The organism is Sinorhizobium americanum, assembly GCF_001651855.1.
In the GTDB taxonomy this organism is placed as follows: domain Bacteria; phylum Pseudomonadota; class Alphaproteobacteria; order Rhizobiales; family Rhizobiaceae; genus Sinorhizobium; species Sinorhizobium americanum.
The window spans coordinates 148,046-172,674 of sequence record NZ_LNQC01000075.1 but is presented as its reverse complement, the minus strand read 5'-3'; the positions used below and the strand labels follow the sequence as shown (position 1 = coordinate 172,674).

At 62.1% G+C, this 24,629-nt stretch carries 22 protein-coding genes and 1 pseudogene; 13 read left to right on the top strand and 10 right to left on the bottom strand.

Annotated features, from left to right (window positions below; translation table 11 throughout):
- Positions 1-40: 40 nt before the first annotated feature.
- The 3 genes from gor to rpiA form a co-directional block, all read right to left on the bottom strand.
- Positions 41-1,432, bottom strand: a complete 1,392-nt coding sequence (gene gor / locus ATC00_RS23940) for a glutathione-disulfide reductase (RefSeq protein ID WP_037386116.1) — start codon at positions 1,430-1,432, stop codon at positions 41-43.
- 164 nt (positions 1,433-1,596) lie between these two features.
- Positions 1,597-2,142 carry a DUF2059 domain-containing protein gene (locus ATC00_RS23935; RefSeq protein ID WP_037386117.1) on the bottom strand — a complete coding sequence of 182 codons (546 nt, stop codon included), beginning with the start codon at positions 2,140-2,142 and terminating at the stop codon, positions 1,597-1,599.
- 116 nt (positions 2,143-2,258) lie between these two features.
- Positions 2,259-2,954 carry a ribose-5-phosphate isomerase RpiA gene (rpiA, locus tag ATC00_RS23930; protein WP_037386118.1) on the bottom strand — a complete coding sequence of 232 codons (696 nt, stop codon included), beginning with the start codon at positions 2,952-2,954 and terminating at the stop codon, positions 2,259-2,261.
- A gap of 220 nt (positions 2,955-3,174) precedes the next feature.
- Between rpiA and ATC00_RS23925 the strand changes: the two genes are divergently transcribed.
- Entirely contained in the window at positions 3,175-3,858 is a 684-nt protein-coding gene (locus ATC00_RS23925; protein ID WP_064254653.1) for an HAD family hydrolase, read from the top strand.
- 172 nt (positions 3,859-4,030) lie between these two features.
- Here ATC00_RS23925 and ATC00_RS23920 read toward each other — a convergent pair whose 3' ends face one another.
- Positions 4,031-5,923 carry a L,D-transpeptidase family protein gene (locus ATC00_RS23920; RefSeq protein ID WP_064254652.1) on the bottom strand — a complete coding sequence of 631 codons (1,893 nt, stop codon included), beginning with the start codon at positions 5,921-5,923 and terminating at the stop codon, positions 4,031-4,033.
- 510 nt (positions 5,924-6,433) lie between these two features.
- On the opposite strand from ATC00_RS23920, the gene fumC reads away from it, so the two are divergent.
- Together fumC and ATC00_RS23905 are read left to right on the top strand one after the other, a co-directional pair.
- Positions 6,434-7,825 (top strand): class II fumarate hydratase, encoded by a 1,392-nt coding sequence (fumC, locus tag ATC00_RS23910; RefSeq protein ID WP_064254678.1) that lies wholly within the window; start codon positions 6,434-6,436, stop codon positions 7,823-7,825.
- A gap of 154 nt (positions 7,826-7,979) precedes the next feature.
- Entirely contained in the window at positions 7,980-9,050 is a 1,071-nt protein-coding gene (locus ATC00_RS23905) for a GGDEF domain-containing protein (RefSeq protein WP_064254650.1), read from the top strand.
- A 40-nt stretch (positions 9,051-9,090) separates the two neighbouring features.
- Here the strand turns inward: ATC00_RS23905 and ATC00_RS23900 are convergent, their stop codons facing one another.
- Both ATC00_RS23900 and ATC00_RS23895 read right to left on the bottom strand, forming a co-directional pair.
- On the bottom strand, positions 9,091-9,699 hold the full coding sequence (locus ATC00_RS23900) for a pyridoxamine 5'-phosphate oxidase family protein (protein ID WP_064254649.1): 609 nt from the start codon (positions 9,697-9,699) through the stop codon (positions 9,091-9,093).
- A 90-nt stretch (positions 9,700-9,789) separates the two neighbouring features.
- Positions 9,790-10,707, bottom strand: coding sequence for an alpha/beta fold hydrolase (locus ATC00_RS23895; RefSeq protein ID WP_064254648.1), 918 nt, complete (start codon positions 10,705-10,707; stop codon positions 9,790-9,792).
- 17 nt (positions 10,708-10,724) lie between these two features.
- On the opposite strand from ATC00_RS23895, the gene ATC00_RS23890 reads away from it, so the two are divergent.
- Positions 10,725-11,258 carry a MarR family winged helix-turn-helix transcriptional regulator gene (locus ATC00_RS23890; RefSeq protein ID WP_082912526.1) on the top strand — a complete coding sequence of 178 codons (534 nt, stop codon included), beginning with the start codon at positions 10,725-10,727 and terminating at the stop codon, positions 11,256-11,258.
- On the opposite strand, the gene ATC00_RS23885 is transcribed toward ATC00_RS23890, so the two are convergent.
- A complete protein-coding gene (locus ATC00_RS23885) occupies positions 11,259-11,633 on the bottom strand; it encodes a gamma-butyrobetaine hydroxylase family protein (RefSeq protein WP_037388905.1) in 375 nt (124 codons plus the stop codon).
- A gap of 164 nt (positions 11,634-11,797) precedes the next feature.
- Here ATC00_RS23885 and moaA point away from each other — a divergent pair, with 164 nt between their 5' ends.
- The gene (gene moaA / locus ATC00_RS23880; RefSeq protein WP_072642813.1) at positions 11,798-12,847 is read left to right on the top strand and encodes a GTP 3',8-cyclase MoaA; all 1,050 of its coding nucleotides are present in this window, start codon (positions 11,798-11,800) and stop codon (positions 12,845-12,847) included.
- A 159-nt stretch (positions 12,848-13,006) separates the two neighbouring features.
- Here the strand turns inward: moaA and ATC00_RS23875 are convergent, their stop codons facing one another.
- A complete protein-coding gene (locus ATC00_RS23875; protein ID WP_064254647.1) occupies positions 13,007-15,550 on the bottom strand; it encodes a methyl-accepting chemotaxis protein in 2,544 nt (847 codons plus the stop codon).
- Between ATC00_RS23875 and ATC00_RS23870 the strand changes: the two genes are divergently transcribed.
- The 4 genes from ATC00_RS23870 to mobB all read left to right on the top strand — a co-directional run bounded on the left by ATC00_RS23870 (position 15,540) and on the right by mobB (position 18,038).
- Positions 15,540-15,770 carry a hypothetical protein gene (locus tag ATC00_RS23870; protein WP_072642814.1) on the top strand — a complete coding sequence of 77 codons (231 nt, stop codon included), beginning with the start codon at positions 15,540-15,542 and terminating at the stop codon, positions 15,768-15,770. The genes ATC00_RS23875 and ATC00_RS23870 overlap by 11 nt on opposite strands.
- A 177-nt stretch (positions 15,771-15,947) precedes the next feature.
- Positions 15,948-16,856: a DMT family transporter gene (locus ATC00_RS23865; protein ID WP_064254645.1), complete on the top strand. Its 909-nt coding sequence runs from the start codon at positions 15,948-15,950 to the stop codon at positions 16,854-16,856.
- 13 nt (positions 16,857-16,869) lie between these two features.
- Positions 16,870-17,529: a molybdenum cofactor guanylyltransferase MobA gene (gene mobA / locus ATC00_RS23860; protein ID WP_064254644.1), complete on the top strand. Its 660-nt coding sequence runs from the start codon at positions 16,870-16,872 to the stop codon at positions 17,527-17,529.
- Complete coding sequence (gene mobB, locus ATC00_RS23855) at positions 17,526-18,038, top strand: molybdopterin-guanine dinucleotide biosynthesis protein B (protein ID WP_064254643.1); 513 nt, start codon at positions 17,526-17,528, stop codon at positions 18,036-18,038. Before mobA ends, mobB begins: the two co-directional genes overlap by 4 nt.
- A gap of 105 nt (positions 18,039-18,143) precedes the next feature.
- Here mobB and ATC00_RS23850 read toward each other — a convergent pair whose 3' ends face one another.
- Complete coding sequence (locus tag ATC00_RS23850) at positions 18,144-20,417, bottom strand: OmpA family protein (RefSeq protein WP_064254642.1); 2,274 nt, start codon at positions 20,415-20,417, stop codon at positions 18,144-18,146.
- Between the two features lie 392 nt (positions 20,418-20,809).
- Between ATC00_RS23850 and ATC00_RS23845 the strand changes: the two genes are divergently transcribed.
- The 4 genes and pseudogenes from ATC00_RS23845 to ATC00_RS23830 all read left to right on the top strand — a co-directional run bounded on the left by ATC00_RS23845 (position 20,810) and on the right by ATC00_RS23830 (position 23,816).
- A complete protein-coding gene (locus tag ATC00_RS23845) occupies positions 20,810-21,592 on the top strand; it encodes an ABC transporter substrate-binding protein (RefSeq protein WP_064254641.1) in 783 nt (260 codons plus the stop codon).
- A 163-nt stretch (positions 21,593-21,755) separates the two neighbouring features.
- Positions 21,756-22,560, top strand: a pseudogene (locus ATC00_RS23840) (ABC transporter permease).
- Positions 22,557-23,387, top strand: coding sequence for an ABC transporter permease (locus ATC00_RS23835; RefSeq protein ID WP_037388435.1), 831 nt, complete (start codon positions 22,557-22,559; stop codon positions 23,385-23,387). The pseudogene ATC00_RS23840 and the gene ATC00_RS23835 overlap by 4 nt, the downstream one beginning before the upstream one ends.
- Positions 23,388-23,549: 162 nt before the next feature.
- Complete coding sequence (locus tag ATC00_RS23830; protein WP_037388432.1) at positions 23,550-23,816, top strand: usg protein; 267 nt, start codon at positions 23,550-23,552, stop codon at positions 23,814-23,816.
- 24 nt (positions 23,817-23,840) lie between these two features.
- Here the strand turns inward: ATC00_RS23830 and ATC00_RS23825 are convergent, their stop codons facing one another.
- Positions 23,841-24,566, bottom strand: coding sequence for a DUF2270 domain-containing protein (locus ATC00_RS23825; protein WP_037388429.1), 726 nt, complete (start codon positions 24,564-24,566; stop codon positions 23,841-23,843).
- Positions 24,567-24,629: the final 63 nt, after the last annotated feature.

The following is a 24,629-nucleotide window of genomic DNA, read 5'->3' as shown; positions in this document are numbered from 1 at the left end:
GGCTACCGCGCTTGGCTTTCGCGCCCATCGGAACCGCGGCTCAAGCGACCCTTTCGCCGTTCCGCACGCGGTAGCTCGGCTGATACATGGTGACCAACTCCTCCGCCGCCGTCGGATGCACTGCCATGGTGCGATCGAAGTCATTCTTGGTGCATCTTGCCTTCAGCGAAATCCCAAGCAGCTGAGCCATTTCGCCGGCGTCGTGACCGAGGATATGGGCGCCCACGACCTTGCGATCCGCGGCATTGACAACAAGCTTCATGATCATCTTGTCCTTGCGTCCCGACAGCGTCGCCTTCATCGGCCGGAATTCGGCGCGGTAGACTTCGAGCTGGTCGAATTTCCGCGCCGCCTCCTCCTCGCTCATGCCCACCGTGCCGATCTCCGGCTGCGAGAAGACGGCCGTGGCGATCAGGTCGTGATCCGGCGAGGTGGGATTGTTCTTGTACTCCGTCTCGATGAAGCACATCGCCTCATGGATCGCAACTGGCGTCAATTGCACACGGTCTGTGACGTCGCCGAGGGCGTAGATCCCGGGCGCGCTCGTGCGCGAGAAGGCGTCGACGATGATGGCGCCGCGCTCATTGATCTTGACGCCGGCATTCTCGAGCCCCAGGCCCTTAGTATTCGGCACGCGGCCGAGGGCGAGCATCACCTGGTCGACGGCGATATCGCCATGCTTCATGGTTTTGGCGATCCGCTGGCCGTCGGCGCCCGCCGAGACTGACTGAATAAGGTCCTCGCAGAGGATGCGGATCCCCTTCTCCTCCATCGCTGCATGCAGGCCGCGCCTTAGGTCCTGATCGAAGCGCGAGAGAATCTCCTTGCCGCGATAGATCAGCGTCGTTTCGACGCCGAGACCGTGGAAGACATTCGCGAACTCGACGGCGATATATCCGCCGCCGGCGATCAGAATCGACTTCGGAAGCTCAGGAAGGTCGAAGGCTTCATTCGAGGTGATGCAGAGCTCATGCCCCGGCAGCGCATCATGGGGGCTCGGATGGCCGCCAACCGCAATCAGGATGCGTTCTGCGGTCACCGTCTTGCCGCTCGCGAGCAGCCGCACCTCATTGGGTCCGGTAAGTTCGGCCCGCGTGTTCAAGATCTCTGCACCGGCATTTGCGAGCCCCTTTTGATAAAGGCCCTCGAGCCGGGTGATCTCCTGTTCCTTGGCCGCCACGAGCTTCTTCCAGTCGAAGTGGCTTTCGCCGACGCTCCAGCCGAAGCCTGCCGCGTCTCCGAAATGTTCCGAATACTGCGAGGCATAGACATAAAGCTTCTTCGGCACGCAGCCGCGGATCACGCAGGTGCCGCCGTAGCGAAACTCCTCTGCGATCGCCACCTTCCTGCCGAGCGCCGCCGCCAGCCTTCCGCTTCTCACGCCGCCCGAGCCGCCGCCGATCACGAAAAGGTCATAGTCGAAAGCGCTCATGGAGATCTCCTGAAAGGAAACACGATGGGATTGGCGTTGTCGGTCGCAACTTCAGACCCGCGTTGACGGACCAAAGTCGCTGCGCCTGATATAGAGTTGCGACCCCAAAAAAGAAAAGCCCGGATCGCTCCGGGCCTCGTCTACGAGCCCAAGGCTCCCTAAGCTTACTGCTGCGCCGGTGCCTGCGTGCCGGCATCTGCTGCCGGGGCGCTGCCGATCTTTTCGTCGAGCGACTTGGTGGCCTCTTGGGCGAGGTCGCGCGAAACGCCGGCTGCCCAGATATCGGCCGCCTTCAAGAGTTCACGGGAGGCGATCGGGCCGTCGTTCAGGAGCTTCTTGCCGGCCGCCGAGCTATAGAAGGCAGCGATCGCATTGAGTTCCTCGACCGAGAAGGTCTTGGCATAGATCGTCGCCGCTTCGCGTTCCAGGTCCGAGCGACGCGCCGCCAGACCAAGCGCCTTCTCGTCGACGGTTGCCGAAATCAGTTCCTGATGGTTCGGCGAAGCCTGGATCAGCGAGTTCTTCAGCCGTTCGGCGAGATTCGGCAGAATGTTGTCGAAGCTGTTGGTGACGCCGAGCGCTGCGATGGTAGCGCGGGCCGCCTTGACCTGGTCTTCGGTCACTTCCTGAGCCTTTACGGCAGGAACCGACACTGAAAGGAGAACGGCCGCGGTTGCGAATGCCCGGGCGAAACTCGTGATTTTGTTCATTTTTATCAATGCTCCTGAGTTGGCACATGTCGCCCGGCCAATTGCCGCCGCCAGGCATTCATGTGCGGAATTCTGTTTGCGCCACGGTCGCGGTCGCGGGATCGACCGGCTGGCTCTCAGCCTGCCGTGAGCGTGCGCGCCCCCTCCGGACCGGCGATAATCGCCAGCGACGCCATCCCGATAAAGAGCCCGTGCTCAACGACTCCCGGGATCGCGTTCAATTCGGCCGCAAGCGCCTCTGCATCAGGAATACGGCCAAAAGATGCATCCAGAATGAAGTGGCCGCCATCGGTCATGAAGGCCCCGTCACCGGATGCACGCAGCGCGATCTCGCCGGTCAGGCCGAGACGCGCGGCAACCTTCTCGGTCGCCAGCCGCGTCGTCACCTGACCGAATGGGTTCACTTCGATCGGCAGCTTGAAGGCACCGAGAACGTCGACGACTTTCGATTCGTCGGCAATGACGATCATCCGTTCCGAAGCGCTCGCGACGATCTTTTCGCGGAGCAGCGCTCCGCCACCCCCCTTGATTAGCCGAAGTTGCGCATCGACTTCATCGGCACCGTCGATCGTCAGATCAAGCTCGGGCAATTCATCGAGCGATTTAAGCGGCACCCCGAGTTCGAGGCAAAGCCGTGCCGTCCGCTCGGAGGTCGGTACGCCCTGGATCTGATAGCCAGCGGCAACCTTTTCGGCCAGCAGCCGGACGAATTCCTCGGCCGTCGACCCGGTTCCGATACCAAGCCGCATTCCACTTTCGACATAATCAAGCGCTGCCTGGGCGGCCTTGATCTTCATCTGGCGGGCGTCCATGCGCCACTCGCTCCTTCTTGTGCCCCTGGACGGCGAAGCCGGCAATGCGCCGGCTCCGGTCCAATTTCCGATGAGACACTTACACGCCCGCCGCGGCAAACAAAAGCCAAAATGCGCGGCACGCGCCGGATTCCGGAATCGCTACCGACCTTGGTCGCCATTGCATTTTCCGCGCACTTCGCCTACCCGAACGGACAAGCTTTGCAGAACGAGGTTGCCAGTGTCTTCGCCCCTTGTCGTCTTCGATCTCGACGGTACCCTCGTCGACACCGCGCCCGACCTCGTCGCCAGTCTCAACCACGCGGTCACGCAAGCAGGTATCGAACCGGTTACTTACACCGATCTCACGCATCTTGTCGGCCACGGCGCCCGCGCGATGATCGAGCGGACATTCGCGCTGCGCGGCAAGGCGCTGAGCGAGGAGGAACTGACCTGGCAGATGAAGGAGTTCGTGGACTTCTATCATGGCTCGATGCCGGGCGGATCGCTGCCCTATCCCGGGCTAGTCTCGGCGCTCGATCGCCTGCAGGACGCCGGCCTGCGGCTCGCCGTCTGCACCAACAAGCCGGAAATGCTGGCGAGGCGCCTGCTTGACGGGCTCGGTCTCATCGACCGCTTTGCCGCCATTTCCGGCGGCGACACGTTCGCCGTCCGCAAGCCGCATGCAGAGCACCTCCTCTCGACGGTCGCCCATGCTGGCGCCGTCGCGGAACACTCCGTCATGGTCGGCGACAGCCTCAACGACATCCTTGTCGCCCGAAACGCCTCCGTCCCATCGATCGCCGTACCGTTTGGTTACTCCGATGTGCCGATCGCGAGTCTCTCGCCCGACCGGATCATCGAGCATTTCGACGAACTGACACCGGAACTCGTCAGGACGGTTCTCCGGCGGGAGAAGAAGTAAACGCCGGATTCTGCGAGCTCGAGGTGCCGAACGGCTCCAAGATGGCCGACGCCACAGTGGCCCTACCCGGTGGGTCCCGGCCGCGCATGCTCCGCCCGCCACACAAGACGCAAAAAGCCCCGCCAGTCGCGGGGCCTTTCCACGTCAATGAGACTACGCCTCGAGCGCTTCGTCAGCCCTCGGCTTGCTGCCGGGCCTTACGGGTCGCGTCGAAGGCGCGGTTCATGTACATGTCGCGCTCGTAGACGTCATTGAAATACTCCACCTTACGGTCCTTGTTCGGCCAGGCCGTGAAGTAGGAAACATAGACCGGCACCTTCTGCGGCACCGGCAGGGCCCGGTTGTGGCCCGCGGCGATCTCCTTGCCGACATCCTCCATGCTGATGCCGAGGACGGCCGCTGCCATACGACGCGGCTCGGCGAGGCGGACGCAGCCGTGGCTCAGCGCACGCTGGTCGCGTTTGAAGAAGCTCTTCGACGGCGTGTCGTGCATGTAGATCGCGTGGGAATTCGGGAAGAGGATCTTCAATTCGCCAAGGGCGTTGTCGCTGCTCGGCGGTTGGCGCACGGCAATCGAGTTCGTCGATCCGTACCAGTCGACCGCATAGGACGGCACGACCTGGCCGCCGACTTCGACCTGATACCCCATGCGGTCGAGATAGCTCGGATCGCTGCGCAGCTTCGGCAGCATCTCGTTGACGATGATCGACTGGGGCACGCCCCAATAGGGATTGACCTCGACGGTCTGGATCTCGTCGTGGAAGAAATAGGTCTGGTTCGCCTTCGAGCCGACCACGACGCGCATCGAGAATTGCTCTGCGCCCTGGTCGGTATAATAGGCCATGAAAGCGGGCTGGTTGATGAAGACGTAGCGATTGCCGAGATCGTTCGGCAGCCAGCGGGCCTGCTCCATCGCGATCTCGAGCTTGTTGATTTTGCTGGCGGTCGTGTCGCCGCCGGTCAGCACCCGGATCGAGGCCTGGCCAACGACACCGTCCGCCTTCAACCCCTGCTCCTTCTGGAAGGCTTCGACAAGGGAAACGAGTTCGGGCGTGTACTCAGGCGTCCCCTGATAACCGGCCAGCACCACGGCATGCTCGGTCTTCAGCGCTTCGGAAGCCTTCAGCTTGATCCCGGCGATGATATTGGCAAGCTCCGGATTGTTATCGCCCGGCTTCAGCAGCGTTCCCGGCGCGATCTCGACACGCGGAGCGGCGGCCGTTTCGGCTCGCAGCCTTTCGAGTTCCTGTTTCAACGCCAGGAACTGCGGGTGCTTCGGATTGCGCTCTTCGATCAGGGCTGCAATGTCAGCGCTCGTGGCGGCCTTGTCGAGGAAGGCGACGAGATCGACGCTCTTGCGCTTGAAGTCGTGGTAGCCGGAAATTTTGTTCGGGTCGATGCGCCCCCGAACCGTGTCCTCGACATAGGTGAGGACCGCCGCGGACATGGCGATCTCGAATTGCACCAAATCTTTTTCCCGCGCGACCATGTCGGCTGGGTCGAAGTCACCGGCCGGAACAGTGACGGCATAGTCCTTCGGGTCGAGCCCAACCTTGGCAGCATCGTCGAGTACCGCCAGGGCGGCACGGGCCCGCCCATTGACGCCCTCGCCTCCGATCCAGACGAAATCGGTCCGGCCGGCATAAAAGGCTTCGACCGCCTTTGCCACCTCGGCCGGGGCGCGCACCTCGACCTGCGGCAGAAGCTTGCGGGCATCGGCAAGCGGGATCCGCAGCATGGGCGGAAAGCCGTAGCTCTGCACCGAGCCCGTCACGACTGGATCGACCAGGCGATCAGTCGCAATCCTGCGCATCTGCTCGGGCTTGTAGTTATAGTAGCGCGGACTGGAAACCTTTGGCGGCTTTACCGCTGTCCTGTCTTCGAGGCGCTGCGGCGCCATCATGTCGTAGCCCGGCTGAACCGGATAGGCCTGCTCGGGCGTCCGCTTCCTGCCGCCGCGGATAAAATCCATCAGCGTGAGAGCTGAGGCTGGTCGCACATCCATGGTTGCAATCGCACAGCCGCCCATAAGCGCCACAATCGCTACCGACTTGATCATTTTCATAAGAATAAACGTCCCCGTATCGCGTTTCCGCCGAATTCGGCCGCTGCCAGATTCTCGCCACGCCCTCGTGCCCGAAGACTTATAGAAAAGGATGGTGAATGAAAAGGAAACGACCGCCTTCGATTTCGAACAGCTGCCCTGAAACTGTTGGCCCCGTCTCGCGCGCGAAGGCCGGCAAGCCTCTGATTTGCATCCATTTTGCACCAAGCGATTGCGCTTAGATGCTCCCCGGCGGCACCGTCAGCGTCAAAATGAAGACGCCCCTCTGTGACGGAAAGGCCACAAGGAGTGCAGGCGACGCGCACGTGTTGTGCAACGCCTCCCACGCGCCTGCGAAAACGACCGCATTGCAACAATTTTCAAACGATTGTAGCTCGCCGCCGGTCCCGGCGGCCCCTTTACAAGCCGGCATCGCCGGGGCAGAGAGATGCCCGGCTCCGGGGAGGACACCGGCCGACACCGGCATTTCGCCTCGGCTTGATGAAGCGCATCACGAAGGCAGGTATCACGATGACATCGAAGCGCACGGAAACTGATACGTTCGGCCCCATCGAAGTGGCGAACGACCGCTACTGGGGTGCCCAGGCCCAACGCTCGCTCGGCAATTTCAAGATCGGCTGGGAAAAGCAGCCGCTGGCGATCGTCCGGGCGCTCGGCATCGTCAAGCAGGCGGCAGCCCGCGCCAACATGGCGCTTGACCGCCTCGATCCGAATATTGGCGACGCCATCGTCAAGGCGGCCCAGGAGGTGATCGACGGCAAGCTCAACGACCATTTTCCGCTCGTCGTCTGGCAGACCGGCTCCGGCACGCAGTCGAACATGAATGCCAACGAGGTCATTTCCAACCGGGCGATCGAGCTGCTCGGCGGCGTCATGGGGTCGAAGAAGCCCGTGCACCCGAACGACCATGTTAACATGAGCCAGTCTTCGAACGACACCTACCCGACGGCCATGCACATCGCCTGTGCCGAGCGGGTGATCCACGATCTGCTGCCGGCACTCAAGCACCTGCACAAGGCGCTTGAGGAGAAGGTCAAGGCATTCGACCACATCATCAAGATCGGCCGCACGCACACGCAGGATGCGACGCCGCTGACCCTCGGCCAGGAGTTCTCCGGCTACGCGGCTCAGGTCGCCTCCTCGATCAAGCGCATCGAGATGACGCTCCCCGGCCTTTGCGAGCTCGCCCAGGGCGGCACCGCCGTCGGCACAGGCCTCAACGCCCCGATCGGCTTCGCCGAGAAGGTGGCCGAGGAAATCGCCGCCATCACGGGTATCGCCTTCACCTCGGCAACGAACAAGTTCGAGGCACTCGCCGCGCATGATTCGATGGTGTTCAGCCATGGGGCGATCAATGCGACGGCCGCGGCCCTCTTCAAGATTGCCAACGACATCCGCTTCCTCGGTTCGGGCCCTCGTTCCGGGCTCGGCGAACTGTCACTGCCGGAAAACGAACCGGGCTCCTCGATCATGCCCGGCAAGGTCAACCCGACCCAGTGCGAAGCGCTTACCCAGGTCTGCGCCCAAGTGTTCGGCAACCACGCGTCCCTCACCTTCGCCGGCAGCCAGGGTCACTTCGAGCTCAACGTTTTCAACCCGCTGATGGCCTACAACTTCCTGCAGTCGGTTCAGCTGCTCGCCGATGCGGCGGTTTCCTTCACCGACAATTGCGTGGTCGGCATCGAGGCGCGCGAAGAGAACATCAAGGCCGCGCTCGACCGATCGCTGATGCTCGTCACGGCGCTGGCGCCGAAGATCGGCTACGACAATGCCGCCAAGATCGCCAAGACGGCCCACAAGAACGGCACGACCTTGCGCGAGGAAGCTGTCGGCGGCGGTTATGTGACGAACGAGGAATTCGATGCGATCGTTCGTCCCGAAACGATGATCAGCCCCGCCTGAGATCAACAAGGGCCGCGGTCGCCCGCCGGCGCCGCGGCCTCCCCAAATCCTTCGAATTGCATCGACAAACCCAAGCAATCGTTAAGACTTCCCAAAGCTTTTACCCCTAAAAAATAGAGCACTATTTGAATTTTTATTTTTAAAGGCTTGGCTGATGCAGACGGCAACTTCGAACAGGACGCCGACGCCGGATATCGCTGCGCAGATTACCCATGCAATGCGCATGATGGGCGTTGCGCCGATTCCGCGCAATTATGAGCTTTACTACGAGGCCTATCTCGGCTCGAACCCGCAACTGTCGAAGGATCTGGCAGCGCTCGGCAGCCGCGCCACGCAGGAAGAGCTAGACGCGATCGGTGCGCGTTATTTCAGCCATATCCACCATTCTCGCGGGATAGAGCGCGCCCATAGTACGCTGGCGGCAAAGCTGAGCGAACTGATCGTGCTCCTGCGCGACGAACAATACGCGCTCGAGAGCTACAACAAGGTTCTCGACGAGGCCTATCTGAACATTACCAGCAAGAGTGCGGCGAGCGCCGACCTCCTCCGCCACGCGATCGACATTCTGAGCGAAGCGACCGCCGACACGATGAACCAGGGCAAGGAGCGCGTTCAGACCGTCGTTCAGAAATCCTTCGAGATGGAAGCGATCCGCCAGGAACTCGATGAATACAAGCGCATTGCCAACACCGATTCGCTGACGCGGCTCGGCAATCGCCGCGCCTTCGACGAGACCCTCGCCGCGGTCTACAACAACGAGCAAATGCGCAATTACACGGGCTTGCTCGTCGTCGACATCGACCATTTCAAGAAGGTTAATGACAGTTTCGGCCACCCGGTCGGGGACAAGATCCTCTCCACCGTCGGCACCGTCATTCGCGCCAATCTCCGCCGGGACGCCTTCGTTGCCCGGACCGGCGGCGAGGAATTTGCCGTCATCCTGAACGACAGCACGCAGGAGGAATGCCTGCAGGCCGCTGACCGCATCCGCACCGTCCTGGCAAACACGCCGTTCAAGAACTCCAAGACTGGCGTCAACTACGGCCCGATCACTCTCTCCGTCGGCGTGTGCATGGCAACGGCGGCGGACGATCCGCTCGACCTCTACCACAAGGCCGACATCGCGCTTTACGCAGCCAAGAATTCCGGGCGCAACAGGACGATTCTCTTCGAGGACGGCATGCGCAAGGATTCCGGCCGCAACTGGCTGATCTACCGTCGCTGAGAGCCTGAAATTTCGGGCCGTCGCACGCGGCCAACCGGGTCTACCACATCGACTTTGCGGCGCGGCCAGGCCATTGCCGGTCATAGCTGTCCTTGTCGAAATCGGCTTTTGCAGCCTTCAACAGCGCGCCGGGCGTCGGTAGCGAGGCCGGTTCGACGAAGCGTTCCGGATTCCACAGCTGCGAACGCAACAATGCCCTGGCACACTGGAAATAGATTTCATTGATCGTGATGACGATGACGGAGCGGGGATGTTTGCCGTCGACTTCAAAGGAGCCGATCAAGACGGGATCGACGCTGACGACCGCTGTCCCGTTGATCCGCATCGTCGTGTTTGAGCCGGGAACGAGGAAGAGGAGCGCCACCCGCGGATCGCGGACGATATTGGCAAGCGAGTCGGTGCGGTTGTTGCCTCGCCAATCCGGCATCAACACCGTCTTGTCGTCCGCAATCCGGACGACCGTCAGATCGTCGCCGCGGGGCGAGCAATCAAGGCCCTCCGGCCCAACCGTCGCGATCGCCGCAAAGGGCGAGGCCTCGATCATCTGACGGTATTCGGCGGTGAGCGTCTCCGTAACCTTGACAATCGACGCCTCACCCGCATCGCCGTAGAGCGCCTTCAGTTCCTCAACCGTCCTGATGATGGTCATTCTGTCCTCCGATCCGGCTCTGCACACCTTACGCAGAAGCGCAGTCCTGCTCACTCCTTGTCGGAATAGCATGACGTTCCGATGACGGCATCATGCGATCCTCTTGAGGTGCTCCGTTTGCTGGCGTTCGCCAAGGAAAGCGACGATCTTCTCGATGACCGGCGGTGCGGAAACGATGCGGCGGTGGCCAAGGCCGTTCGCCCAATGCAATTCGACATGCGGGCCGCTCGCAGCGTAACGGCGGGCGTGATCGGCGGAAACCTCCTTGTCGTCCTCGGCGTGGACAACAAGGACCGGCTTCTTATGCGCAGCCATGACGCCTGCCGCGTCAAAATCCTCGACGCGGCGGCCGGACAAGCGCTTGACCATGCCCTCGAAGGCCGCCTGCGCGGCCGGCACAAGGGCCATCATCTTGCCGAAGCCTTTGAAGAGCCAAGCCATCTCGCTCGGCGCGCCGATGAGCACCAGCTTGGCTGGCACACGCGCAGGCAGGTCGCAAACCACGCCTCCCGCCGCACAGGCCAGGCTGGCGCCGCCAAAGGAATGACCGATGCAGACATCGAAACCGTCGAAGTGCCGCCAGGCGGCATCGATCGCCCGCACCGCCTGCGGCATGGTGAGAGAGCGGCCCGGCGACCCCCCGTGCCCCGGCCAGTCGAGCGCAACAACCTCGGCACCCGCCGCCAGCAGGCCATCGATCAGCGCCGCGAGGTAGTCGCTGCGAGATCCCCAGCCGTGGGTGAGCAGTACGCGCGGTCCCCTGCCGCTTCCGCGACGCTGGAAGTGACGGACGAAAACCCAACCGCCTGCAAAGGACAGCGTCACTTTTCGCGATTGCTGCATCAAAGGCGCCGCAGCGCCCAGCAGTGCCCGTTCCTTGCCGTTCTTCGGCATGCGGTTCGGGGTGAGGCAGAATATCCGAAACGCCAATTCGCCGGCGGCCCCTGGAGAGACCGCCGACACGGCCTTGAGCGAGAGTCGGATGACCTTGGTCGCAAAGGATGCCATAGTGAATCGAGCCCTTAATGTTCAAGCATGAACATATTTGTCCAAGGATGAACAAAAATCAAGTGACTACCGAAGATCACCACTTTCCCTGGGAGCATCCCCGCTTTCGCAGCTGGATCGCCGTCGGGCGCGCATGCCAGCTGATGCAGCAGACGTTGACGCGCCGGCTGGCCCATCTGGACATCAAGCCACCGCATCTCGATATTCTGATCAACCTCTACCGCTTCGCTGGCATTTCGCAGCAGGAACTCGCGCGCAAGCTGCTCGTCGGCCGCTCGAACATGAGCATGCTGCTGCCGCAGCTCGAAAGGCGCGGCCTGATCGAGCGCCGTGGCGATGCCAAGGACAAACGGGTGCTGCGGCTGTCACTGACTGCAGCTGGGCGGGCACTCACCGAAGAGGCGATGGAAATCCAGACGGCACTGATCGAAAGCTCTCACGCCGGCTCTCCGATCGAGGATTGCATGAAGGTTGCGGAATCGATGGAGCGGATCATCTCGACCCTGCTCAAGGAGGATAGCGAACTTCCAGATCGCGAAAGCCAGGACTGATCAACGCGGCTTCTCGGCCCTGTCGCGGGACATGCCCTTGTCGGCAAGCTCCTGCTCATAGGCCATGAATAGCTCTCCGCCCTTCTCGCCGAGTTCGCGCAGATAGGTCCAGGTGTAGATACCGGTGTCGTGGAAATCGTCGAATCCGATCCTTACCGCGTAGTTGCCGGTTGGCTGCACCGAGATGATCTGGACGTTGCGCTTGCCCGGCACCGTCACCCGCTGGCCGGGTCCGTGGCCCTGCACTTCCGCCGATGGGGAAAGCACCCGCAACAGTTCCGCCGAAAGATCGAAGGAAGCGCCGTCGTCGAAGCTGACAGTCAGCCGGTGGCGGTCCTTCGATACACGCAGTTCGGTCGGCCAGAATTCACTCATCGTCATCGCTCCGTTTCTCGGCCTTCGCTGAGTAAAGCAGAATCGAACCGGCGAAAATCGCCCGAAGACGACTCTCCCGATATTTGAAAAACACTTTGCGACGTTATGCGCCTTGACGCGACCTCTTTCGGTCACGACATTGGGGGCGCAGGGAGAAAAAAGACTTGAACACGGCCGCCATAGACAAGACCAGGGCACGACCACTCGACAGAATGACTGCGCCGATGATCGACCCCTTCGGCCGCATGGTCACCTATTTGCGCGTCTCGGTTACCGACCGTTGCGATTTCCGCTGCACCTATTGCATGGCGGAGCACATGACCTTCCTGCCGAAGAAGGATCTTCTAACGCTGGAGGAGCTGCAGAGGCTCTGTTCCGCCTTCATTGCCAAGGGCGTGCGCAAGCTGAGGCTGACCGGCGGCGAGCCGCTGGTGCGCAAGAACATCATGTTCCTCGTGCGCGAGCTCGGCAAGGAAATCGAGGCAGGTCGGCTCGATGAACTGACGCTGACCACCAATGGCTCACAGCTCTCGAAATTCGCGGCCGAACTGGCCGATTGCGGCGTGCGGCGGATCAACGTGTCGCTCGATACGCGCGATCCGGACAAGTTCCGCGAGATCACCCGCTGGGGCGAACTTGCGAAGGTCATCGAGGGCATCGATGCGGCACAGGCAGCCGGGTTAAAGGTCAAGATCAATGCGGTGGCGCTCAAGGGCTTCAACGATGCCGAGATTCCCGAACTGATGCACTGGGCACACGGCCGTGGCATGGACTTGACCCTGATCGAGACCATGCCGATGGGCGAGGTCGACGAGGACCGCACCGATCACTACCTGCCGCTCTCGGAGATGCGCGAACGGCTCGAGAGGGAGTTCACGCTCAAGGATATCCCCTACCGTACCGGCGGCCCTGCCCGTTACGTCGAGGTGGCGGAAACAGGCGGCCGCCTCGGCCTCATCACACCGATGACGCACAATTTCTGCGAAAGCTGCAACCGCGTCCGTCTCACCTGTACCGGTACGCTCTATATGTGCCTCGGCCAGAATGATGCCGCCGATTTGCGCGCTGCCCTGCGCGCCACCGATGACGACGCCTATCTCTCTCAAGTGATCGACGAAGCGATCGGCCGCAAGCCGAAAGGCCATGATTTCATCATCGACCGCGAGCACAACCGCCCGGCCGTCGCCCGCCACATGAGTGTAACCGGCGGCTGACCGTTCCGCATCCATTCCTTGCAATATTGCCCCTCACCTGTCGGCACCTTCTCCCTGATCGCGGGGGCGAAGGGCGATGCCGCGCCTTGTTCCCACTCCCGCAGGCGGGCAGAGCGCTAGTCATCGGGCCAAACCCGAGGAGACCGGCAACTTCCCCAACTACGCGGCGTAGGTCGACCGGTATTGGCCCTGCACAACGTGGCCGCCGGCCCCAGTCTTGAAACGCTCGATCTTCTCGTTGAGCATTTCCACTTGCCGGCGCAGCCCATGGATTTCCGCCGTGTTCTCCTCGACCATCGCGGCGTTCTGCTGGGTGATCAGTTCGACCTCGTGAACGGCCGTATTGACCTCGTTGAGGCCGGTATATTGTTCGGCGGCGGCGGCTTCGATATTGGCGACCAGCTGGTGAATGGTCCCGATATGGTCGTTGATCACCGACAGGGCATCGCCAGTCTCCTGGACCAGCGCGACACCGCTGCGCACCTGGGCGGAGCTTGCCGAGATCAGTCCCTTGATCTCCCGTGCCGCGCCGGCGCAGCGCTGCGCCAGTTCGCGCACTTCCTGCGCCACCACGGCAAAGCCGCGGCCCGCCTCGCCGGCGCGCGCCGCCTCGACGCCGGCATTCAGCGCCAGGAGATTGGTCTGGAAGGCGATCTCGTCGATCACGCCGATGATCGTGCCGATCTTTTCCGACGAGCGGTTGATTTCCGCCATTGCGTCGATTGCCTTGGCTACGACCTGACCGGAATGCTGGGCGTAGGAGTTCGTCTCGTCGACCGAAACGGTGGTCTTGCGAGCGCTCTCGGCGGTGGTGCGTACGATTTCGGTGAGCTGCCGCAGGGCGCGTGAGCTTTCCTCCAGCGCCGCCGCCTGCTGCTCCGTGCGGCGCGCCAGGTCGTCGGCCGATGCCGAGAGATTGCCGGTGCCGCCGGTGATTTCCTCGGTGACGAGGCGGACATCCATCAGCGTCGCGCGCAGAGCGTCGACGGCATTGTTATAGGTCCGCGCCATCATCACGTAGTCCGCCGGCAGATCCTCCGCCATGCCTTCTTCGAGATTGCCCGCGGCAAGCTGCGCAAGGACGTCCGATAGTGCGTTGAGGGCTTGCGTCTGCTCGGCTTCGATGCGGGCGCGTTCGGCGGATCGCCGCGCCTCCTCCTCCGCCGACAAGGTGCGGGCTGCCTGGGCTTCGCGCTCGAGCCGGACGTTTTCCAAGGCATTGTCGCGGAAGACGGCAACGGAACGCACCATGTCGCCGATCTCGTCACCGCGATTGCGGCCTTCGATCGCCACTTCCAAGTCGCCCTTGGCAAGGCGCGTCATGGTTTCGGTGACGCGCTTCAGCGGACCGCGCAGCGTCTCGACGAGCATCAACCCGCCAATGATCGCGAGCAGCGTGCCGGCAACCATCGCGACGATCGAGACTGTCGCCGAACGCTGGCTATCCTGCTTGCCCGCTTCCTGGGCGCTGCTGACGAAACTCTCCAGAGTGCCGCTCGCTTTCGCAACAAGGCTCGAGGCTTCGGCCTTGGCGGCCTGCCATCGGGCGCCCACATCGATCAATGCCGCGCTGCCCTTGTGGATATCGTCGAGCGACGGTCCGAGCTTGGCCGGGAGGTCGCGCAAGGCCGCGTTCTTGCCGCCGAGTTGGGACAGCTTGCCAGCCGTCCCGCGAACGCCGTCGATGTCTGTGACGATCGGCGCACGGCTCGCCGCGTCGAGGTTGCGGTGCAGCTCGCTGACGTGCAACCGGGTGCTGGCGAGGCCCTTGAAGGTTTCATCCATCACGGCGATCAGCGTCTTCAATGTCGAAATTTCGGCGTCCATGCTGACGAAGCGCTTGGCGGCCGTATCGGAATTCTTCGCCGCCTCCTTGGCGAAGTCGGCTTCGTATTTGGAGAACTTGCTGAGGATCGGCACGAGGGCGTTCTTCTTCGCTTCGTTGTCCTGTGCTTCGGCCAGGATCGCCTTTATCTTCTGCGCCTGCTCCTTGATCTCACCGATCGGCTTCTTGACCTTGTCGGAGGCGATCCTCTCAGACTCGCCGATCTGCTTCATCAGGTGCGGCAAGAGCTTGTTCGCCTGTTCGATCTTCGCATCGGGATTGACGGCCATCGTCACCGGCAGGCGGAACTTCTTGATTCGCTCGGCGAGTCCCTGATATGCGGCCGCATCGAAGAGCAGCGCCTTGGCGAAGGCTTCCTTCTCGCCCGATTCCTCCTGGAGGATGTCGATCTGCTTATAGGCGCCGTTGCCATTCCTGGTCATCTCGGTGAGCGCCGCTTCCAGCGATTTCGTCACCGTCTCGCGTTCGACCTGTACGGCCCAGAGCTTGTCGGTCTGGCTCCGCATCGCTTCGCCGAGAGCGACGACGGAGGCGATCTGCGCCCTGTCCTCTTCCCGCGTCAGCAACGATTCGAGCGACCTGACCCCCTCCTCCTGCTCGTCGATCATCTTCGCAAGGAGTCCACGGTTCTCCTCACTCGGATCGTCCAGGAATTCCTGCAGCGCACTGCGCAGCGCCTGGAAATCCGACAGGTTGTTGATGGTTTCGCGCGTCACCGTCATGTGGCCATTGAGCGTACGGGCCGTAAAGAAGCCGACGAGACCAATCCCGGCGATTAAGGCCACAAGCGGAACGACGAAAAGCAGGACTTTCGTGACGATGCGCAGGCGCTGCAGAAGACGATCGATGACAGACATTGCGAACCCCGATTTTGTTATGGAGGAACATGTCCGCGCGGTGGAATGCTTGGCGGCCGCTGGCGGCAGCACCGGCATCGTCGACTGCCGGCGGGAGCACCTCCCTGGCTCCGGCTGGCAGTTCTGGAGTCGACGGCAGTTGCGTTTCAAAGCCGTCGCCGCCGATCGCATCATGCGATTGGACTGCGGAATCATCGGGACGATAGGCAGCGAAACTTAAGATTCCGCGAATGGACAACACCTGCGCCCGCACAGCGTGCGTCCTTGCCGCGCGGCAAAACGCAAACCTGTGCTTGAGTTTACGCGCTTTGGACGTCAAAGCTTTAGCACAGGGCGGCAGCATTCGACGGATTCGCCCGGCCCCACCCAGAACACCCCCAACCCAAGGTCATAGGGAATGCATTCCTCAGCCAATATCCGCGGCATCGTCTTCATGACGCTTGCCATGGCCGGTTTCTCCTGCAACGACGCCCTCGTCAAATCCGTCACGGGCGCCATGAACGCGGGCCAGATCATTTTCATTCGCGGCCTGATGACGACGCTGATGATACTGCTGATCGCCCACCGCTTCGGCGCGCTGCGCCCGGTTCGCACCGTCTTCAGGCCGGTCATCATGGTGCGCATCGCCATGGAGGCGCTTGCCTCGCTGACCTACGTCTCCGCTCTCGGTCACATACCGCTTGCCAATGCCTCGGCGATCATGCAGGCCTTGCCGCTGGCGGTCACGCTCGGCGCCGCGCTGTTTCTCAACGAGCCTGTCGGCTGGCGGCGCTGGAGCGCAATCGTGATCGGCTTCGTCGGCGTGCTGATCGTGCTTCGGCCCGGACCGGAAGGTTTCACGCCGGCCGCATTGACGGTCGTCGCCTGTGTCTTCTTCACGGCGACACGCGATCTTTGCACCCGCCGCATCGGCATCGACGTGCCGTCGCTCTTCATCACCGTCACGACGTCACTTGTGACGACGCTAATGGGTGCAGCGCTGATCGTTCCGTTCGGCGGCTGGCAGCCGATATCGGCAAGTTCCTTGACCCATCTCGCTGGCGCCAGCGTGCTCCTCATGCTCGGCTATCAGACCATCGTGCTCGCCATGCGCGACGGCGACATCTCGGTAGTTGCCCCTTTTCGCTATACGAGTCTTCTATGGGCGATCACCATCGGCATCGTCTTCTTCTCGGAGACGCCTGACCGCTGGATGCTGGCCGGCGTTGCCGTTATCGTCGGCTCGGGCCTCTACACATTCTATCGCGAGAGCCTGCGCGGACGCCGACCCGTGGCGCAGCGCTCTCCAGGCGGGCCCATCGAATAGAGGACGCTGAAGGATGGCCCGAAACTCTAACGTGACGAGCCCCCGCCCGCCCGCAGTCATCCTCGCCGGCGGACGGTCGTCGCGCATGGGCAAGCAGAAGGCGACGGTCATGCTCGGCGGGCGATCCATGCTCGCCCGCGTCGTCGAGCGCCTGTCGCCGCAGGCGGCCAGCATTGCGATCAACATCAATGCCGATCCGGGCATCGCCTTGCCCGGCAATCATCCCCTCCTTGTGGACACGATTCCCGGTTTCCCCGGCCCGCTTGCCGGCGTACTCACCGCCCTGCACCACGCCAGCAAAATCGCGCCCGCGGCAAGCCACGTTCTGACGGTGCCGATCGACGCCCCCTTCTTCCCGGCCACGCTTGCTGCTCGGCTTCAGGGGGCGCTGGTCGCCGGGGACGAGATTGCCGTCGCATGGTCCGGTGGAGAGATGCATCCGCTCTTCGCCCTTTGGCCGATAGCGATCGCCGACGATCTCGATGCCTGGATCCGCGCGGATGAGAAGCGCCGCGTTCGAGCCTTCATTGCTCGTCATCCATCGGTCGCGGTAGACTTTCCGGTCGCTGCGACTAAAGCGGGGCCGCTCGACCCGTTCTTCAACGTCAACACCCCGCAGCAGCTTGAAGAAGCTGAAGAGTGGCTGAACCGCCTCGAGGATTCCGAACCATGACCGCACCCAAGATTTTCGGCATCGCCGGCTGGAAGAACTCCGGCAAAACCGGCCTGATGGTTCGGCTCGTCAGCGAAATGACCCGGCGCGGCCATGTGGTGTCGACCGTCAAGCATGCCCACCACGACTTCGACATCGACAAGGTCGGCGCCGACAGCTATCGCCACCGCGAGGCCGGCGCTCACGAAGTGACGATCGTTTCATCGACCCGCTTTGCGATCATGCATGAATTACGCGGCGCACCGGAGCCCAGCTTCGAGGAAATCCTGGCGCGGCTGGCGCCCTGCGATCTGGTGCTGATCGAGGGCTACAAGCGCGAACCGATCCCGAAGATCGAGGCGCGCCGACTGGAATCGGCGAACCGCGAGCCGCTAGCGCCGACCGACCCGTATATCGTCGCGATCGCCGCCGACCACCCGGTCGCCGCGACCGAGCTTCCCTTCTTCGACCTTGACGACACGGCAGCGATTGCCAACTTCGTCGAGAAGGCCGTTGGGCTGCGGCGCTGAATCTTTGCAGCCACCCACTATCGAAGCAATCCAGAAGCTGAAGCATTACAAATGCATCGGGGCCGGCAAGCCGGCCCCCAAAATCGTGAGATTTCGCTGGCGATTTTACCGCTGCGCGACCGGTCGCACCAGCGGAGTGACGCGGCGGATCGTGACGCGGCGGTTCTCCTGCTCGGCCTCCCGCGTGCTGATCTTGAGGAACCGCTCGCCATAGCCCTGAGTCACCAGGTTTTCCGCCGGAACGCCATAGACCTCAGTCAAGAGCACGGCGACGGACTCGGCACGCTCGTCGGAGAGTACCAGGTTCGACCGGTCGGCACCGACGGCATCCGTGTGGCCCTCGATGAAGAAGGTTTCACCCGGATCCTTCTCCAGCACCTTGTTCATCGCGTCCGCGACGCCCCGCAGCGTCTTTGCCTGCGTCATCGACACCTCGGCACTGCCGGTTGCGAAATGGATGGTGTCGAGATCGATACGACGAACCTTATCGCGCAGTCGAGCGGAGTTGCGGACCTCATCGATCGTGTAGACGCGCTCGACCTGCTCGACCGGCGGCTCGGAGAGGAACTCGTAGTAGTCCCGGTCCGGATCTTCGGCGACATCGACGATATACTCGTCGACCGGTATGCCGAGCCGCATCGGCGGCAGGTCGTAGCCGACGTCGACGATCGCCGGCCGGTCCTCTTCATACTCCGGCGTGTACATCATCACATATTCATTGCCGTCCCGATCGACGCGCGTGCGCGTCAGGATATCGCCGTAGCGATTATAGACGGTGACGATCTGGTAGCCGCCGGGACGAACGATGGTTTCGCGGACGCGGCCACCCGAAAGATTGTCGTAGTAGGACTCTTCCGAGTTTTGCCGCAGACGCGGCCGGTCGTCGCCCCTGACGAAGATGCGATCGCCGACGCCGAGGATTACCCGGTCGTCCACCTGCTCGACCACCTGCACTTCCGTCACATTGTTTTCGGTCGTGTTGTTGACGGTGGTATTGTTGATGACCGTGTTATTGATCACCGTATTGTTGACGATGTTGGTGGTCTCGGGCACGGCAAAGGCCGGAGCCTCCTCGACCCGCTCGCCTTCTTCCTTCAGTACGGCCTCGATCTTCTGCGGGATCTCTTCCCGGACCTCGACCGGGATCGCCGCCTGCGCGGAAGCGTCGTCGGTCGGTGGCGCTACGGTTTCCTCCTTGGCGCGCAGTTCCTCGCGCTGCTTGCGCCGGGCTTCGCGTGCCCGGTTGCCGCCGGCATTGTCGGCGTCCTTGTCGCTGTCGAGCACGGCCGCGCCCTTCTCGACGGGCAGCACGACAGTGTCGTCGGATGCCGCCGGGTCCTCGGCGACCTTCTGCTTTTCTTCGGTCGTGCGCTCGTCGACCACTTCGGGAGCGGGCTGACCCTGGAGCTGCTCGCCTTCTGCCGTTGCCGGTTGTTCCGCACCGGGCACCGGCTGCTGCTCGCCTTCGCCCGTCTGTTGGGCCGGAGCCTCGGTCGCCGGCTGCTCGGCGGTCGTTCCGCCGTCAGGCACGACAGCCGGCTGCTCGGCGGCTTTCTGCTCATCCGTTTTACGCTGCTCTTCAGCCTGCTGCTGACGTTTCTTGCGGGAGGGAACCTGTTCCTCGGCCTGCTGCGGAGCGCCCTCCTCTGCCGCGGGCTGCTGCTCTTCGGCCTGCTGCTGGCGCTTCTTGCGCGTGGGCGCCTGCTCTTCAGCCTGCTGTGGAGCACCCTCCTCGGCGGCGGGCTGCTGCTCTTCAGCCTGTTGCTGGCGCTTCTTGCGGCGCGGTGTTTCCTGCTCCTCAGCCTGCTGCGGAGCGACCTCCTCGGCGGCGGGCTGCTGCTCTTCGGCCTGCTGCTGGCGCTTCTTGCGCCGTGGTGTTTCCTGCTCCTCGGCCTGCTGCGGCGCGGCCTCCCCGGCGGCGGGCTGCTGTTCTTCGGCCTGCTGCTGGCGCTTCTTGCGCCGCGGTGTTTCCTGCTCCTCGGCCTGCTGTGGAGCGGCCTCCTCGGCGGGCTGCTCTTCAGCCTGCTGCTGGCGCTTCTTGCGTCGTGGTGCTTCCTGCTCCTCGGCCTGCTGCGGTGCGGCCTGTTCGGCAGCGGGCTGCTGCTCTTCGGCCTGCTGCTGGCGCTTCTTGCGTCTCGGAGATTCCTGCTCCTCGGCCTGCGGCTGCTGTTCTTGCGCCTGACCCTGGGACTCCTCCTCGGCGGCGCGCTGCTTGCGCTTCTTCAGCAGCAGCAAATCCTCCGGCGACGGCTGTTCGGTGCCTTCCTGCGCGACTTCGAACGGCGCCATCAGGCTGTCGGCAAGCGCTGGTTGGACCGCTAGGGAAGCCACAAAAACGGGCAAGGCAACCGTTGCGAAAAGTTTGGATCGAATGGACATTGTCTTCCTTCCTCTTGCAGCTCGGCGCCCTCGCGCGCCGCGCCGCAGTTCAAGCCGCATCGCATCGGCACAGGGCCATGACCCGCGGTTCCGACATTTTTGTGTCGGTCGAAAATCCGTAGTCGAACTCCGCAGCTACGGATCGGTTCCGCCCAAAGGCCTACCGAAGCCGACATTAACCGTTCCTGAACGGTTCGTTCATCCGCCTGCTCAACCACCGCGACCACAAGAAGGGGACATCTCGCGTTTCGCGGTGGGTGAGACCGCTTTCCTGTTGATTTTTACAGGAAAAGCGTACGAATATCGCCGCAACCGGCGGGCAGCTCCTGCCGGCGCTATTTGGCATCCGCGCAAAAGAACAGACCGGATGCCGGCCAACAGAGAGGATAATCATGCGTATTTCCAGACGGATGGTAGCCGCCGCATCGGCTGCCGTTTTCGTGCTCATGGCGAGCTCCGCCATGGCGGAAGGCGAAAAGGTCGTGATCGGCACCGAAGGCGCTTACCCGCCCTTCAACAATCTCGAGGCGGACGGCTCGCTGACGGGCTTCGACATCGATATCGCCAAGGCACTTTGCGCGGAAATGAAGGCCGAATGCACCTTCGTGACCCAAGACTGGGAGGGGATCATCCCGGCGCTGATCGCCAAGAAGTTCGACGCGATCATCGCCTCCATGTCGATCACCGAGGAGCGCAAGCAGAAGGTCGACTTCACCCACAAATACTACAACACGCCGCCGGCAATCGTCGTGCCGAAGGATTCGCCGATTACCGAAGCGACGGAAGCTGCCCTGGAAGGAAAGATTCTCGGCGCCCAGGCTTCCACCACCCATTCCAACTATGCAGAAGCGCATATGAAGGGTGCGGAGCTGAAGCTTTATCCGACCGCCGATGAATACAAACTTGACATCGCGAACGGCCGCGTCGACGCGGTCATCGACGACGTCGTCGTGCTCTCCGAATGGCTGAAGAGCGACGATGGGGCCTGCTGCAAGCTGCTCGGCACATTGCCGGTCGACCCGGCCATCAACGGCGAAGGCGCCGGCATTGCGGTCCGCAAGGGCGACAACGCGCTGCGCGAGAAGTTTAACAAGGCTATCGAAGCCATCCGCGCCAACGGCAAGTACAAGGAAATCAACGAAAAGTACTTCCCGTTCGACGTTTACGGCAGCTGATCGCCGCACTTGCCGAGAAGTCCGGCAGTGATGCCGGGTAAGTCTCGGATGATGAAGAAAATGCACCGGTGGATGGGCTTGCCCTTCCACCGTTTTTGTTTGACAACAAAACGAAAAACATGCGCACAGCGCCAATAAGAATGGATAAGGGGAATATAGAGGCATGAGCGGATTGTTTGCCGCCCTGTACTCCGGCCTTGCCTGGGTCGTGTCGATGATCGACCCATTCTGCGGCCCGGCCGGGGTCTTTCGTTGGTTCGGTTCCGGCACACTCCTGGCGTGCGGCGATACTGGCTGGGGCGACGAGATCGCCTATGGGTTCCTAGTGAACGCGAGTCTCGCGATAGCCACGCTGCCCCTCGGGCTGGTGATCGGCTTCTTCATCGCGCTCGCAAAGCAATCGAACGAGCGGAGCCTGCGGCTTGCGGCCAACATCTACACTACCATCTTTCGCGGCCTTCCGGAACTCCTGACGCTCTTCATCGTCTATTACGGGCTTCAGAGTTCTCGTCCAGCAATTCCTCGCTACTCTCGGCTATGAAGGCCCGGTCGAAATCAATGCCTTTGCCGCGGGCATGATCGCGCTCGGCGTCGTTTTCTCCGCCTATTGCTCGGAGGTGCTGCTTTCCGCCTTCAAGGCCATTCCGCAGGGCCAGTACGAAGCGGGCGATGCCCTCGGCTTTCACCGCGGCAAGACGATGCGGCTGATCATCCTGCCGCAACTCGTGCGCATCGCGCTTCCCGGGCTCGGCAATCTCTGGATGGTACTGCTCAAGGACACCGCTCTCGTTTCGGTCGTCGGTCTGCCCGACATTCTTCGCCAGACCGGCATCGCGGCGCGCGTCACCAAGGAAGCTTTCCAGTTCTTCGGCGTCGCCTGCATCCTGTTCCTCATTCTGGCAATGGTCTCTTCGATCGCCTTCGCGGCACTCGAACGGCGGACCAAACGCGCGGAGATGCACCGATGAGCATTGCCGAAACGATGATTCCGCCGCAGGCGCCGCCGCCTGCTCCGCCGAGGCCCTATACGCTTTCCCGCTTCCTCGGCAGCGTGACGCTCGGCATCTGGCTGGCGCTCGGCGTCGGTATCTTCTTCACCGTCGTCGAAGGCTGGGACCCGGAAAAATTCTCGCGCTACGGGCCGAGCTTCCTGTCCGGTCTCGGGGTGACGCTGATGCTCGTCACCTCGTCGATCCTGATGGGCGCAATTCTGTCGCTGCCCGTGGTGCTCGGACGGATGTCGAAGCACAAATTCTGGTCCTGGCTCGCCTATGCCTATGTCTATTTCTTCCGCGGCACGCCGCTGATCACGCAACTCTTCCTCGTCTATTACGGGCTCGGCAGCTTCCGCCCGCAACTGGACGCGATCGGTCTGTGGTGGTTCTTCCGCGACGCCTGGAATTGCGCACTCTTTACCTTTACCCTGAATACCGCCGCCTACCAGGCCGAGATCCTGCGCGGCGCCATCGAAAGCGTGCCGCGCGGCCAGCATGAAGGTGCCGCCGCCCTCGGTTTGCCGGAGCGCGTCGCCTTCTTCAAGGTCATCCTGCCGCAGGCGATGATCGTGGCGCTGCGCCCCTACGGGAACGAGATCATCCTGATGGTGAAGGGCTCGGCGATCGTCGCGATCGTCACCGTGTTCGACCTGATGGGCGAGACCCGGCGCGCCTTTTCCCGCACATTCGACTACCAGATGTATGTCTGGGCGGCTGTGCTGTATCTTCTGATCGTAGAGGTTCTGCGCAATGTCTGGGGCTGGCTCGAAGCCCGCTTGACGCGCCACCTGAAGCGTTGAGTTGCAGCCGTGCGTAGCAAAGCTTGGCAGCACTCGTTTACCCTTGCTGCCAAGCTCTTGTTTTTTCAAGATTAATTGCGCGACTACGCCGATATTAGGTGTTGATTAACAAATCAAGCGCTTCATCATAGAGACCAACCTTTATTAAAAGCGAGGTCCTTGATGAGAAACGACATGGAACTGCAGCTGAAGGGTTACGGGCTGACGACGGCGCAGATACTTTACCGGATGCCTGACCATCAGGCACTGTTGCAGACCTATATCTGGCAACACTACGACATCGCCCCGGATTTTCCCGAGATGCGCAGCTTTCTCAAGTTCTGGCAGGAAAAACTGGACGGCCCCCTGCATTCGGTCCGCTATGTGCATCGCAAGCTGATATCGGCGACTGAATGGCGGGCTCTGAAGGGTGAACTCATCCTGCACTGATAATCTTGCCCCTCGTCACGGCGGTCAGACGTGCACCTCGCCATGGGCAAGTTCGCCCTCGTGTTCTTCCCTGCGAAGCGAGCCGTAGGCCACCACGCCGTAAAACAGCGCAACGCCGATCATGACGCTCCAGCCCGGCAGAAGGCCCAGCGCTGCATTCTCGGTAAAATCGCTCCAGGACTGGACATGGCCGAAAGGAACGCCGGTGGAGGATATCTTCGGCGAGGAAATCTTCAGCCCCCAGGCAAGCAGCAGGATCAAGTACATCCAGCAATAATTGCGTTGCAGTCGCCGGCAAACCGCTTCCTTGTAGGTCATTAGGAAGGCCGGCCTGCGCAGACTCTTGGCAATTGCCGCCGACCATTTGAAACTCTGCGTGCCTTCCGGGGCAAGGATTTGTGCGAAGTAGCCGCGCTCCAGCTGCCGCACACGCGCGCGATACACATCGAAAAATCGGTAACGTCTCGCTTCAATCAGCAGCAACAAGGTAATCAGCAGTATCGCAAAGAGCAGCACGCCATGATGCGAGGACGGCGTCGACAGCGACACGGAAAGCATTGCCGCGACGACGGTGATTGCCCAGTTCGATGTCCGGTCGATGCGATCACGCCAACCGGCCATGCGCCCCATTTCGCCGCGGTAGTAATGCACGATCGTGTTGATCGTCTCCTGCGGCGACTGCGGCAGGGGTGGACCTTGCTTCTCCGGCATTTCCGTTTCCAATGTCAGCGGGCTCAGATCAGCAGACATCGGCATCCTCCCGATTTCTCACGCCTTTTTGTGATGATGACTCCATTCGCTTTCGGGATAAAC

Excerpts from the sequence above, each read along its gene's own strand:
- gor (WP_037386116.1), bottom strand. The coding sequence starts at position 1,432 with ATGAGCGCTTTCGACTATGACCTTTTCGTGATCGGCGGCGGCTCGGGC.
- ATC00_RS23935 (WP_037386117.1), bottom strand. The coding sequence starts at position 2,142 with ATGAACAAAATCACGAGTTTCGCCCGGGCATTCGCAACCGCGGCCGTT.
- rpiA (WP_037386118.1), bottom strand. The coding sequence starts at position 2,954 with ATGGACGCCCGCCAGATGAAGATCAAGGCCGCCCAGGCAGCGCTTGAT.
- ATC00_RS23920 (WP_064254652.1), bottom strand. The coding sequence starts at position 5,923 with ATGAAAATGATCAAGTCGGTAGCGATTGTGGCGCTTATGGGCGGCTGT.
- fumC (WP_064254678.1), top strand. The coding sequence starts at position 6,434 with ATGACATCGAAGCGCACGGAAACTGATACGTTCGGCCCCATCGAAGTG.
- ATC00_RS23905 (WP_064254650.1), top strand. The coding sequence starts at position 7,980 with ATGCAGACGGCAACTTCGAACAGGACGCCGACGCCGGATATCGCTGCG.
- ATC00_RS23900 (WP_064254649.1), bottom strand. The coding sequence starts at position 9,699 with ATGACCATCATCAGGACGGTTGAGGAACTGAAGGCGCTCTACGGCGAT.
- ATC00_RS23895 (WP_064254648.1), bottom strand. The coding sequence starts at position 10,707 with ATGGCATCCTTTGCGACCAAGGTCATCCGACTCTCGCTCAAGGCCGTG.
- ATC00_RS23890 (WP_082912526.1), top strand. The coding sequence starts at position 10,725 with ATGTTCAAGCATGAACATATTTGTCCAAGGATGAACAAAAATCAAGTG.
- ATC00_RS23885 (WP_037388905.1), bottom strand. The coding sequence starts at position 11,633 with ATGAGTGAATTCTGGCCGACCGAACTGCGTGTATCGAAGGACCGCCAC.
- ATC00_RS23870 (WP_072642814.1), top strand. The coding sequence starts at position 15,540 with ATGACAGACATTGCGAACCCCGATTTTGTTATGGAGGAACATGTCCGC.
- ATC00_RS23875 (WP_064254647.1), bottom strand. The coding sequence starts at position 15,550 with ATGTCTGTCATCGATCGTCTTCTGCAGCGCCTGCGCATCGTCACGAAA.
- ATC00_RS23865 (WP_064254645.1), top strand. The coding sequence starts at position 15,948 with ATGCATTCCTCAGCCAATATCCGCGGCATCGTCTTCATGACGCTTGCC.
- mobA (WP_064254644.1), top strand. The coding sequence starts at position 16,870 with ATGGCCCGAAACTCTAACGTGACGAGCCCCCGCCCGCCCGCAGTCATC.
- mobB (WP_064254643.1), top strand. The coding sequence starts at position 17,526 with ATGACCGCACCCAAGATTTTCGGCATCGCCGGCTGGAAGAACTCCGGC.
- ATC00_RS23850 (WP_064254642.1), bottom strand. The coding sequence starts at position 20,417 with ATGTCCATTCGATCCAAACTTTTCGCAACGGTTGCCTTGCCCGTTTTT.
- ATC00_RS23845 (WP_064254641.1), top strand. The coding sequence starts at position 20,810 with ATGCGTATTTCCAGACGGATGGTAGCCGCCGCATCGGCTGCCGTTTTC.
- ATC00_RS23835 (WP_037388435.1), top strand. The coding sequence starts at position 22,557 with ATGAGCATTGCCGAAACGATGATTCCGCCGCAGGCGCCGCCGCCTGCT.
- ATC00_RS23830 (WP_037388432.1), top strand. The coding sequence starts at position 23,550 with ATGAGAAACGACATGGAACTGCAGCTGAAGGGTTACGGGCTGACGACG.
- ATC00_RS23825 (WP_037388429.1), bottom strand. The coding sequence starts at position 24,566 with ATGTCTGCTGATCTGAGCCCGCTGACATTGGAAACGGAAATGCCGGAG.